The organism is Cellulomonas jepli (assembly GCF_047229345.1).
Classification (GTDB): domain Bacteria; phylum Actinomycetota; class Actinomycetes; order Actinomycetales; family Cellulomonadaceae; genus Cellulomonas_A.
This window is the reverse complement of the sequence record NZ_JBFTER010000047.1, coordinates 1-12433: the sequence shown is the minus strand read 5'-3', so window position 1 is coordinate 12433 and position 12433 is coordinate 1. Positions and strand designations below refer to the sequence as shown.

The 12433-nt window shown below is 74.3% G+C and carries 7 protein-coding genes, 1 pseudogene and 1 riboswitch; of the genes and pseudogenes, 2 read left to right on the top strand and 6 right to left on the bottom strand.

Features of this window, described 5'->3' with window-relative positions; genetic code table 11:
- Positions 1–148: 148 nt before the first annotated feature.
- Positions 149–2476 carry a (Fe-S)-binding protein gene (locus AB6N24_RS12465; protein ID WP_412869719.1) on the top strand — a complete coding sequence of 776 codons (2328 nt, stop codon included), beginning with the start codon at positions 149–151 and terminating at the stop codon, positions 2474–2476.
- 27 nt (positions 2477–2503) lie between these two features.
- Here AB6N24_RS12465 and AB6N24_RS12460 read toward each other — a convergent pair whose 3' ends face one another.
- From AB6N24_RS12460 to AB6N24_RS12445, 4 genes are all read right to left on the bottom strand, one after another.
- On the bottom strand, positions 2504–3040 hold the full coding sequence (locus AB6N24_RS12460; protein ID WP_412869718.1) for a barstar family protein: 537 nt from the start codon (positions 3038–3040) through the stop codon (positions 2504–2506).
- Between the two features lie 124 nt (positions 3041–3164).
- Complete coding sequence (locus AB6N24_RS12455; protein ID WP_412869717.1) at positions 3165–4118, bottom strand: SRPBCC family protein; 954 nt, start codon at positions 4116–4118, stop codon at positions 3165–3167.
- 234 nt (positions 4119–4352) lie between these two features.
- Positions 4353–4736: an HNH endonuclease gene (locus tag AB6N24_RS12450; RefSeq protein WP_412869716.1), complete on the bottom strand. Its 384-nt coding sequence runs from the start codon at positions 4734–4736 to the stop codon at positions 4353–4355.
- Between the two features lie 272 nt (positions 4737–5008).
- A complete protein-coding gene (locus AB6N24_RS12445; RefSeq protein ID WP_412869715.1) occupies positions 5009–6490 on the bottom strand; it encodes a glycoside hydrolase family 26 protein in 1482 nt (493 codons plus the stop codon).
- Positions 6491–7061: 571 nt separating this feature from the next.
- A riboswitch (cyclic di-GMP riboswitch) is annotated at positions 7062–7136 on the top strand.
- A gap of 48 nt (positions 7137–7184) precedes the next feature.
- Between AB6N24_RS12445 and AB6N24_RS12440 the strand changes: the two genes are divergently transcribed.
- On the top strand, positions 7185–9281 hold the full coding sequence (locus tag AB6N24_RS12440) for a PKD domain-containing protein (protein WP_412869714.1): 2097 nt from the start codon (positions 7185–7187) through the stop codon (positions 9279–9281).
- Between the two features lie 110 nt (positions 9282–9391).
- Here AB6N24_RS12440 and AB6N24_RS12435 read toward each other — a convergent pair whose 3' ends face one another.
- A complete protein-coding gene (locus AB6N24_RS12435) occupies positions 9392–11908 on the bottom strand; it encodes a PQQ-dependent sugar dehydrogenase (protein WP_412869713.1) in 2517 nt (838 codons plus the stop codon).
- A gap of 143 nt (positions 11909–12051) precedes the next feature.
- Positions 12052–12433 (bottom strand): annotated as a pseudogene (locus AB6N24_RS12430) (bifunctional 3'-5' exonuclease/DNA polymerase); the annotation flags it as partial.

Here is a 12433-nt window from a genome sequence, read left to right as displayed (position 1 = left end):
GGCGAGCGGCACCGTCCCGCCGTCCGGCGTCGAGAGCGCCCAGGGCGCCGTGGGCACGCCACCACCTTCCGGGGTCCCGCTCATGCCTCGGACGCCGCGCTGCGGAACGTCCCCCGACGGCCGACGCCGGACGGGCTAGCGTGACCGCGTGGACGCCCTGCAGCTGACCTGCCTCGTGCTCGTGGTCCTCGCGACCGTCGTCGGTGTCGCGGTCTTCGCCCGCGGGCTCGCGGCGATCGTCCGGACGGTGCGCGTCGGCGGCCCGACGCCGACCGACCGCCTGCGCCCCGTCGGCCCGCGCGTCGGGCTCGTGCTGCGCGAGATGGTCGGCCACGGGCGGTTCCAGCACACGCCCGTCGTGAAGGTCGCGCACTGGGCCGTCATGGTGTCGTTCCCGGTCCTGTTCTTCACGCTCGCGACCGGGTACGGCCAGGTCGTCGACCCGCGCTTCGCGCTGCCGCTGCTCGGGCACCTCGCGCCGTGGGAGTGGCTGACCGAGGCCATCGCGTGGGCGTCGCTGCTCGGGATCCTCGCGCTCATCGCCCGGCGCCTCCGGATCCAGCCGAAGAAGGGCCAGTCCGAGGAGGAGCAGCGCCGCTCGCCGTTCTCCCGGTCGAACGCGCCCGCCGCGTACTTCGTCGAGGCCACCGTGCTGCTCGTCGTGCTCGCAGTGCTCGTGCTGCGGGGCCTCGAGTACGCGCTGGCCGCGCAGGAGGGGCTGGCGATCGCGTCGCCGCTGCACTTCCCGCTGACCGCCTGGTACGGCTCGGCGTGGGCCGGGGCGTCGACGGGCGCGCTCGAGGCGGCGGTCGTGGTCGCGGCGACGGCGAAGATCCTCGTGTCGATGTCGTGGTTCGTCGTCGTCGGCCTGCAGCCCACGATGGGCGTCGCGTGGCACCGGTTCCTCGCGGTGCTCAACATCTACGCGCGCCGCGACCTGACCGGCGCCCCGGCGCTCGGGCCGCTCCAGCCGATGACGGTGAACGGCGAGCCCGTCGACCTCGCCGCGCTCGAGGACCTGCCCGACGACGCGCGGCTCGGGGTCGGCGCCATCGAGGACTTCACGTGGAAGGGCCTGCTCGACTTCTCGACGTGCACCGAGTGCGGGCGGTGCCAGGACCAGTGCCCGGCGTGGGCCACGGGCAAGCCGCTGTCCCCCAAGCTCGTCACGCTCGCGCTGCGCGACCACGCGTACGCGACCGCGCCGTACCTGCTCGCCGGGCCGGCGGGCGACGCCGCGCAGGGCGAGGGGTCGATCGCGTCCGACGGCCGCGCCGCCGACGCCCCGGTCGACACGACGCACGCGAACGTCGACCTCGTCGGCTCCGGCGTCATCGACCCCGATGTCCTGTGGGCGTGCACCACGTGCGGCGCGTGCGTCCAGCAGTGCCCCGTCGACATCGAGCACGTCGACGCGATCGTCGACATGCGCCGCTACCAGGTGCTCATGGAGTCGGCGTTCCCCAAGGAGCTCGGCGGCGCCTTCACCAAGCTCGAGCGCCAGGGCAACCCGTGGGGCCTGCCCGCCCGCAACCGGTTCGCCTGGGCCAAGGACCTGCCGTTCGACGTCCCGCAGGTCGGCGTCGACGTCGAGTCGGCGGCCGACGTCGACTACCTGTTCTGGGTCGGCTGCGCGGGCGCGTACGAGGACCGGGCGAAGAAGACGACCCGCGCCGTGGCGGAGCTGCTCGACACGGCCGGGGTCACGTTCGCGGTGCTCGGCGACGGCGAGACCTGCACCGGCGACCCGGCCCGCCGCGCCGGCAACGAGATGCTGTTCCAGATGCTCGCGTCGCAGAACGTCGAGACCCTCAACGAGGTCGGCGCGCAGCGCATCGTCGTCACGTGCGCGCACTGCTTCAACACGATCTCGCGGGAGTACCCGCAGCTCGGCGGGCGCTACGAGGTGCTGCACCACACCGAGCTGCTCAACCAGCTCGTGGCGGACGGGCGGCTGACGCCGGTGGCCGCGCCCGCGGCGCCCGGCGCCGGCGCGACCGCCGAAGCCGCGTCGTCGGGCACCGCCACCGGCGCCACGGCCGCACCGGCCGGGACCCAGCGCGTGACCTACCACGACCCCTGCTACCTCGGCCGGCACAACAAGGTCTACGCCCCGCCGCGCGAGCTGCTCGGCGCGCTCCCCGGCGTCGAGCTCGCCGAGATGCCCCGCACCCAGGAGCGGTCCTTCTGCTGCGGCGCCGGCGGCGCGCGCATGTGGATGGAGGAGAAGATCGGCACCCGCATCAACGTCGAGCGCGCGGGCGAGGCCATCGGCACGGGAGCGGACGTCGTCGCGACGGCGTGCCCGTTCTGCACGGTGATGCTGTCCGACGGCGTCGCGGCGCACGCGGCGTCGGCCGGGTCGGGAGCCGGTGCCACCGGGGCCGACGGCGGGGCACCCGTGTCGGTCGGCGTGCCTGAGGTCGTCGACATCGCGACGCTGCTGCTCGACCGCGTGCGGGCGCCGCAGGGCTGACCCCGGAGCCGAGCGCCAGCGGTCGGTCTACCCGGGGCGCCTGCGGGAGTCCAGCCACTCGGCGTCGTTCCACATCACCGGGGTCGCGCCCACGGCCTCGAAGCGGATCCGGGGGTCGTCGCTCTGCACGAGGCACAGCAGGCGGCGGCCGAACAGGGCAGCGGTCCGGGAGGCGCGCGCCACGATGTCGAGCACGACCTGGGCGGAACGCGGACACGCGGCCGCGAACCCGTCGTACCCCGTGAGCACCAGCACGAGGCCCGTGCTGCCCGGGCTCCACCCGTACTCGTGGGCGACGACGTCACGCAGGCAGTCGTTCAGCGCGTCCAGCGTGGAGCCGTAGTGGTCGGGGAAGCTCAGTGCACGAGCGATCTCGCGGTGGAGGTCGTCGTCGGTGGACCACGTGGAGGCGTCCATCGCGGTGACCTGGTACCCGCGCTCCACGAGCCGCCCGACGGTGGCGTCGAGCACCTGCCGGCGCCAGAAGACGGTCACCGACGTGTTCGCCAGCAGCCGGAACGCGACGTCTCCCCCGAGCTCGTCGTCCGGTTCGAAGGCAGGCACGGCTCGATCCTAGGAGCCGACCGACGTCGTACCGCCTGCCGCGGCGGGACCGGGCAGACCCGCCGTCGTCGTGGGGACGCCGCCGTGCGCCGACCGTCGGCCGGCGCACGGCACCCGCGTCACGTCAGATCCGCGCCCCGTGGTCCCCCGGGGTGTCGTCGTGGACGACCAGCGGGTCACCCTCGAGCCCGCTGCCGGGCGGCGGGGTCGGGTCCTCGACCTCCGGGTTCGCGTCGTCGGCGTCCAGCAGGACGCCGTCCGTCGCGGCCGGGGACTCGACCGGGTCCCACGCGGGGGTCTCCGGGCCGGTCCACGTGGGCGTCTCGCCCTCGGTGCTGAGCGCGACCGGCGCGAACGCGGGCGGCTGCTGGTCGGCGGCCGGCGACACGGGCTCGACGTCGGCGACCGTCGGGACGGAGTCGATGACCGGGACGTCCGCGGTCGTCGGCGCCGGCTCGGGCGGGAGCTCGGGCGAGTCGTCCTTGCGCGCGGCCGCGAACACCGCGGCGGTCGCGGCAGCGACCCCGACCCCGACCGCGGCGGCCACCTTGCCGGACACCCCGGCCTTGCCCGAGTCGCTGCCGGTCATCGCGGCGTCGGCGGTCGTCGGTCGCACGTCGACCCCCTCGTTGACGGAGCCGCGCCACGCACCGGTCGCGTGCCCCTCGGACTCGATGAACTTCTTGAAGCGCTCGAGGTCACCCTCGGCCTGCTTCTCGACGATGTCGAGCTTGTCGCCGATCTTCTCGACGAGGCCCTCGGGCTCGTACTCGAGGTGCAAGTGCACGTGCGTGCTCGTCGGACCGGCGGGCTCGAACGTCACCGAGCCGGCGTTCGTCGCGCCCTCGGTCGCGGCCCACGCGACCTTGCGGTCCGGCACCTGCTCGAGGATCCGCGCCTCCCACTCGCGCCGGACCCCGGCGATCTCCGCGACCCACTGCAGCCGCTCGTCGGTGAGCTGCGTGACCGACTGCACCCCGCTCATGAAGTGCGGGAACTCCTCGAACTGCGTCCACTGGGCGTAGGCGACGCTGACCGGCACGTCGACCACGACCGACCTCTCCACGACCGTCGTCATGACACTCCCTCCGTCGGCACGGACGGGGCGGCGTCGCCCCGTGCTCGCGGTCCCCAGGATCGCCCGGCACGGGGCTTCCCGCGCGGGGAGCGCTCGCCGGTCGCCGCACGGCGCGCTGGCGGGACCGTCCGCGCTGCGGGCGCGGGGCGGACGTCCGGACGGTGCGCCGCGCAGGTCGGACCGAGCGCTCCGCCCGGTTGCGCAGAATGCAGGACTCGTCTGCCTCCGACGGGCTCAACGGCGCCGGAGCCGACGGCGCTGCGCGTCGGCGTACAGCCGGGCCCGGCGGTTGCCGCCGCGGCGCGCGATCGCGTCGAGCAGCGCGGTCAGCGAGCGGTCGACCGCCGCGGTGTCCGGGGACCAGCCCCGCCGCTCGCACTCCTCGAGCCACTCGACCGCCGACCGGTGACCGCGCTCGGCGTTGCACCGCCGGCACGCCGCGACCTCGTTCTCGATCCACGACGGCCCGCCCTTGGCCCGCGGAACCAGGTGCTCCCGGGTCGGCGCGACGAGCCCGGTGAACGACCGGCCGCACCACACGCAGTGCGCGCCGTCGCGGTCCAGCGCGAGCCGCAGGCGCTCGGCGGCCCCCGGCTGGTGCCCGCCCTCGACGCTCATGGGCCGACGCTACGTCGGGGCTCCGGCCTCCGCAGGGCCTCGGGACACCGCCGCCCACGGCGCACCGGCCCTGCGACGGCGCACCGGTCCGGCCGCCCGGCGCGGTGCCGTCGGGTGCCGTCGGGTGCCGTCGGGTGCCGTCGGGTGTGCGCGGTCAGGCGCCGAGGACGACGACGGACCGCCCGGCCCGGCACGCCGTTCGCGTGCCGGACCGGGCGGTCCTGGGTCGTGCTCGTGCGCTCCCGCGGGTCGGCCGGCGGGAGCGCACGGCGTCACTCGCGCGGCTTGCCGAACCCGGTCGCCGCGAGCCCCGCCTCGGCGGCACGCATCGACGGGCCGGACGAGTCGAGCCGCCAGTCGTTCGTCGTGCGGCCCTCGCCCTCACCACCGGAGGTGACGGCCAGGCTGAACCAGCCGATGCCGATGATGTCGGAGTTCTCCGGCCGGGCGATGCCCTCGAACAGGCTCGTGATCCACTTCGCCTTGTTGCCGCCCTCCTCGGTCGCCCCGATCTCCGCGAGGAAGATCGGCTTGTCCGGGGCCGCTGCGCGCAGCAGCGGGAGCGTCTTGCCGTACGTGTCGTCGAACGTCGGCTGCGGGTCGCCCGGGCGGTAGTAGCCCGACATGCCGATCCAGTCGACGTACTCGTCACCCGGGTAGAAGTTGACCGGGTCCGGCTGGCTCGGGATCTTGTTCACGCGGTTCGGGGCCCAGAGCCACGCGACGTACTCGTTCGCGCCCTCCTGGGTGAAGATGTCGTGCACGTGCCGCCACATCTGCACGTACTCGCCCTTCTTGTTCCCGTTGATGCCCTTGCCGTCCCAACCGCGGACCTCGGACCACGGGTACCAGGTCCCGTTCATCTCGTGGTTGAAGCGCAGGACCAGCGGGAGGCCGGTCGCGGCGATGTCACGGGCGTACTTGCGCAGGTACTCGTCGTGCTGGCCGTTGATGATCGAGCCGAGCGAGTACTCGGGCGCCTCCGCGGAGATCGCACCGACCTGGCTCTGGCTCTCCCAGGTGAGCAGCGGGATCTGACCGCGGCTCCACGCGGACTGGACGGCGTCCGGGCGGAAGTCGGTGTCCCACGACTGGAAGTAGCCGCTGACGTCGGCGTTGCGGTTCACGGCCGCCTGCACGCCGTTGAACTCGCCGTAGTCGAACGGGCTCTGCGTCGTGTAGAGGCCGAACAGCTGGCTCGCCGCGACGATGTCCGCCTTAGTCATCGACGCGGTGACCGGGGGCGCCTGGTGGCCCTTGGGGTTCTGCACCTTGTAGGTGAGCTCGCCGAGCTGCTTCTTGAGGTCGGCGATCTGCGCCGTGGTGACCTTGCTCGCGGCGTTCTGGCGCTCGCGCGCGGCCTTGAGCGTGCCGTTGACGAGGTTCGCGGCGTCCTTCTGCTTCGCGGCCTCGGCCTCGGCACGACCGAGCTCCTGCTGCGTCTGCACGAGCTTCGCCTCGAGCTCGGTGATCTGCTTCTTCAGGTCCTCCGCGCGGGCGAGCTGGACCTTGTCGCCGACCTGGGGCCGCGGCGCGGTGAGCTTCGCCTCCATCTCCTCGAGCTGGGCGCTGAGGTCGCGCGAGCGCGCCTGCTCCGTCTTGAGGGCGACCTCGGTCGCGCTCGGCCCGTTCCACACGTACTGGCCCTGCGGCGACAGCAGCGCGATCGCACCGACCGCAAGAAGTGAGACGGTGATCACAGAAGCGAGCACGCGATGGCGGCGCGTGAACTTGAACGGATAGTCGGAAAACATCTGCGGGTGCCTCCACGGCGATGGTCTTCACGGCGCGCCCGGGTCATGCGGTCCGGACTGCGTGCGGGTCGTGAGCACGGGTGCTCGTCGGGCGTGAGCGCAGACGCACGGGTGTGCGGCCGTCGCGTTCGACATGGCGGTGGAGCCCCTCCCGAGGCCCCGGCCGTGCCGGAGCGCGACGTCCGTGTCGCGGTGCGTGTCCTGCTCCAGCACGGCGAGACCGTGCTGACCAGCGACGATGAGTGAGAGACAGCGTCGCCGCGGGTTACCGGGACCACGGGGGAAGCTCCCCTGCCGTGTCGCCCTGCCCTGCGTGCGGCGGCGACCGCGCCAGACGGCCCAACCTCGGCGCCGGCGTGCGGCACCGAACTCGGTTCCCCCCGGAAGCCCTGTGCGGTAGGTCCTCATGGTGCACAGCAATCACTCGAAAGGGCAAGAACCCTGCACGGAACACGGTCGTATATCCGAATTGCCCGGGTGCACGGGAGTCACGCCCGGCGTGCACGCGCGTCGGCTTGGTCCGGGTTTATGTGACTGGATTAACACGAACGGCGGACGTACGCTCGTCGAGTCCGCGAAAAGGCAAACCTGCTGCGAGGCAGGGACGCAAAGCCATGGGGCCCTCGGGGTCCGCCAGGCTGCCGAACGACAGGGGATCCCCGTGCAACGCCGCCTCCCGGGGCAGGGCCGTGCCGTGCCCGCGCCCAGCACCACCACCGCCCGCGCCGCGTCGAGGCCCACCGCCTCGGCCCGCGCCGCTCGCACCCGCACCGCACGCGCCGTCGTCGCCTCGGCCGCGCTCGCCGGTCTGCTCACGGCGGCCGTCGTGCCGCCGTCGACGGCCGCGAGCCGCCAGGTCGTCGAGCCGGCCCCGACTGCGTCGCCCACGGTGTCGCCCACGCCCGAGCCGATGCCCGGCCCCACGGACCCGCCCACGCCCACGGCGGACCCGACGCTCAGCCCCACGCCCACCGCCGAGCCGACGCTCAGCCCCACGCCCGGGACGCCCACCGAGCCCACCCCCGACGCCACGCCGAGGCCCGGCGCCGCGAACGACTGGGCCGAGGACGCCCTGACCCCGGACGACGGCCTGCTGTTCGGGGCGTCGGTCGCCAAGGGCACCCACGCGAGCGTCGACGCCGCCGTCTCGGCGTTCGAGGCGAGCATCGGGCGCAAGCTCGACGTGCACCGCTGGTACGCCCTGTGGGACGAGCTGCCGTCGACGCCGCTGACCACGACCGTCCAGCGCGGCCGCACGCCGCTGCTGTCGGTGTCGTCGAAGAAGATCGACGGCACCAAGATCTCGTGGGCCGCCGTCGCGAGCGGCGCCCACGACGCGCAGATCGTCCAGCACGCGAACGCCGTCAAGGCGCTGCGCGTGCCGATGTACGTCTCGTTCCAGCACGAGCCCGACTACTCCCCCGGCTTCGGGGCCGCGGCCGACTACCGGGCGGCGTTCCGCCACTACGTCGAGGTCTTCCGCGCGCAGGGCGTGACCAACGCCGTGTGGACGTGGATCGTGACGCCGACGCCCTTCGCGCCGTACGCGGCGGTGAGCGCCGACGCGCTGTACCCCGGCGACGACGTCGTCGACCAGATCGCGCTCGACGCCTACAACTGGTTCGGGTGCGCGACGAACGGCCAGACGTCGTGGTCGTCGATGTCGCGCGCCGCGTCGGCGTTCCGGGCGTTCGGCCAGGCGCACGGCAAGCCCCTCGTGATCGCCGAGTGGGGTTCGGTCGAGGACCCCGCGGTGCCGGGCCGCAAGGCCGCGTGGCTGCGCGAGTCGATGGCGACGCTCGCGTCGTGGCCCGAGGTCACGGCGGTCCTGTACTTCCACCACCACGGCAGCTGCTCGTGGTTCGTGGACTCGACGCCGAGCTCGCTCGAGGCGTTCGCGGACGTCGCCGACTCCCCCGCGGCGCACACGCGGCCGTCGGCCTTCCTGCAGACGTCGACGACGCACGGGACGGCGCCGCTCTCGGTCACGTTCGACGCGTCGCGCTCGTCGGGCGCGGGCGGTGGTGCCGGCGAGCACGTCGCGAGCTGGTCGCTCACCTACGGCGACGGGACCACGGAGAGCGGCACCGGCGCGCCGCCGGCCACGCTCACGCACGTCTACGGCCCGGGCGACCACAGCGCGCGGCTCACGGTCACCGACACCGCGGGCGGCACGAGCACCGACTCGGTGGCGATCACCGCGGCGGACCCGCCGACCGGGACCCTCGACCAGAAGGACGTCACGGACACCTCGGCGACGCTCTACGCGTGGGTCGACCTGCACGGGTACGCGGGCACCGTGCGCTTCCAGTACGGGCGGACGCTCGAGTACCTGGGCGGCGACTCGACGGTCGCCGTGCCCGCCGTCTCCTACGTGAAGACCGTGAGCCAGCCGATCGCCGGGATCCGGCCCGGCACGACGTACTACTGGAAGGCGACCATCACGTCGCCGGCCGGCACCACCGAGCTGACCCGCACCTTCGAGACCGCGGGCGCGCCGACGTCGTCGAACCAGTTCACCGCCTCGTCGACGTCCACGTCGACGACCTTCAAGGCGCAGGTGCACCCGCACCGGCTCACGACCACGGCGTGGATCGAGTGGGGGCGGACGACCGCGCTGGGCACGTCCTCGCCCGTCACGACGGTGCCCGCGCTGACCTACGAGAAGACGGTCGCGAGCAACCTCGTGACGGGTCTCGCCCCGCGCACGACGTACTACTACCGGGTCGTCGCCACGAACGCGCAGGGCACGCTGTACGGGCCCGTGCGCTCGTTCACCACGCCCCGCTGAGCGGGCACCGCGGCGACCTGCCCGAGCGCTCGCCCGGCTCGGTGGAGCCCCACCCGCACGACCGTCCGGCGCCGGGCCGCTCCCTTCCCGGAGCGGCCCGGCGCTGCGGCTCAGCGCGGGCGCAGCCGGCTCGCCGGCACGATCTCGGACGCCTGCGACGCGCTCGACCAGCGCAGCTGGATCGTCGCGTCGAGCCGGTCGTCGAAGAACTCGAGCCGGACGGGCACGGCCCGCCCCGCGGTCAGCGCGACCGTCCCGGTGTCGACGCGCGGCGCGTGCCGGTTCCACTGGTCGATGATCAGCCGCCCGTCGACCCACAGCCGCACGCCGTCGTCGCTCGTCGTCGCGAACGTGTACGTCTGCGTGTGGCGGGGCACGACCGAGCCGGTCCACCGCACCGAGAACGTGTCCGCGCCGATCCCGGCGACGGGCGCGGCGGCCCCCCACCGGAAGCCGACGGTCGGGTCGACGCGCGTGACGGTCGTGCCCGTGAGGTCGGCGTTGTCGAAGTAGGTGCCGAGCAGCCCGCGCTGCGTGAGGTTCGCGGTCAGGGTCGTCGCCGTGGCCGGCGTCCGCCACACGCGGTCGGCCGCGGTCGAGCCGTCCGACCAGCGGTCGAGCACGTACGGGACGCCCTGCGCGTCGGCCTGCGCGGGGACGCCGAGGCGCAGGTCGAAGCCCGCCCACGAGGTCAGGGTCGTCGGCCCGGTGACGGTCTGCCCGTTGACCGTGAGCGTCCGGCCGGCGGGCGACGTCGCGAGCGTCACGGCGACCTTCTGCGGCTGCAGGTCGCGTGTGACGGTCGTCGAGACGCCCTGCGAGTCGGTCGCGGTCAGGCTGACCCGCAGGTAGCTGGTGGCGGCGGCCGCGAGGTCCTCGGGCCCGGGGGCGGTGAACGTGAGCTCGTTGCCGGGCGCCGGGGCGAGGAACGGGTGCGTGTGCTGGTCGTGCACCCGGATGACCGACCAGCTCAGGCGCGACCCGGCCAGCCCGCCGTCCTGGGCGTCGGTCGCGGTGCCGCTGAGCCGCACGGTGCTGCCGACCGCGAACGTCGCGCCCGCCGCCGGGGAGGTCATCGTCACCGTGGGCGCGGTGTTGCCGGAGCTGATCCGCGCCGTCACCGGCGTGGACGTCGCGCCGGCGGCGTCCCGGACCCGCAGCGTCGCGGTCCACGTCCCGGCGGCGTAGGTGTGCTGCACCGTCGGGCTCGTCGTCGTGGCGTCGGGGGTGCCGTCGCCGAACGACCACAGGTACGTGAGCGCGCCGCCGTCGGGGTCGCTGCTGCGTGAGCCGTCGAGCGTCGTCGTGAGCGGCGCCGCGCCCGTCGCCGGGGAGGCGGAGACGACCGCCGTCGGCACCCGGTTCCCCGTGCCGGTGTACGCGATCCGCCGGATCTCGCCGCCGTTCGCGTAGGTCGTGTAGTAGAGCGCCTGGCTGCCGGCGTGCGGCCCGAACTCGAGGTGCACCGCGCCGCCGAGCCCCGTCGCGAGGTCCGTGCGGGTGCCGCCGACGAGCATCATGATCTTGCCGCAGACGTAGTCCGCGAACAGGTACGCCGAGTCGTACGCCGCGGGCCACGCGCCGTTCGGCACGAACGCGCCGCCGGTGATCGACCCGCACCCCGTCGGGCGGCCGTAGTCGTGGACCGGGTTCGTCATCCCCGCGGGGAGCGGCCCGCCACAGCTCGTCGTCGAGCCCGTCTGCGCGCAGTGCCCCTCGCGCACCGGCCACCCGTAGTCGGCGCCCGCGGTCCCGAGGTCGATCTCCTCCCACGCGTTCTGGCCGACGTCGTTGACGTGGAACACGGTGCCCGCGGCGTCCGGGTCGAACGCGAACCGGAACGGGTTGCGCAGGCCCCACGCGAACGTCTCCTGGCAGATCGCCCCCGCGGGCGCCGGGCCGAGCCGGCAGCTCGCGGTGCCGGCCCCGAGGAACGGGTTGCCGGGGGCGGGGGCGCCGGTCGTGCGGTCGACGCGCACGATCTTGCCCAGCAGCACGTTCCGGTCCCGCGCCGCGTCGTTGCTGCCGCCGCAGCCGCTGTCGCCCTTGTAGTCGCACCCGCCGTCGCCGACCGAGACGTACAGGAAGCCGTCCTTGCCGACGTGCACGTCACCGGCGTTGTGGTTGCCCGCCGGCGAGTAGATGCCGTCGAGCAGGATCCGCTCGCTCGCGGGGTCCACCGTGTTGTCGTCCCGCAGCACGAAGCGCGAGACCCGGTTCACCGGCGCCCCGGCCGGGTTCGCGCCCTGGCTCGACGGGCACGTCGAGCTCGTGCGGGCCGTGTAGTACACGTAGATCGCCCGCGTCGCCGGGTCCGGGTCGACCGCGACGCCGAGCAGCCCGCGCTCGCTGTTCGTGCAGATCCGGCCCGCGAGGTCGAGCGCCGGGGTCGCGAGCAGCTGACCCGCCGCGGTGCGGACCCGCAGGCGCCCCGCCTGCTGGGTGACGAGCATCCGCCCGTCCGCCGTGAACGCGATCGCCGTCGGGTTGTCGACGTCCGCGACGAGCGCGTCCGTGAACCCCGCGGGCACCGTGGCCGCGCTCGCCGGCGGCCCCGCGAGGGCCGTGAGCCCCGCCGCGACCAGTGCTCCCACCACGACCGGCACGACGCGCCGCATGCGGTTCATCGAGGTCCCCCGTCTCCGTCGACGCCCTCCGAGGCTCCGAGCATGCTCGCCCGGGACCTCCTCAGCAACGCGGGGGACGGCGCTGCACGGGGGTGGACCGTTTCAGCACCGCCGGGCGGCCCGGCCGCGTCCGCCGTCAGGCCCTACTTCGCCTCCGCGTAGCTGTCGACGACCTCGACCTGCAGCGCGAAGTCCACCGGCGAGCCGCCGAACAGCAGCCGCCCGGCCTCGACGGCGGACTCGGCCACCGCGGCCGCGACCTCGTCCGCCACGTCCGCCGGGGAGTGCACCATCACCTCGTCGTGCAGGAAGAACACCAGGTGCGGCCGGCCCTCGATGCCGCGCAGCCGCCGGCGCAGCGCCGCCATCCAGCACAGCGCCCACTCCGCTGCCGTGCCCTGGACGACGAAGTTCCGCGTGAACCGCCCCCAGTCGCGCCCCCGCCGCCGCGCCGCGCGCACGTCCTCGGCGTCGGCGCCCTCCGCGGCGGCGGCCACGAGCTCGGCCTGCCGGGCGGCGTCGGGC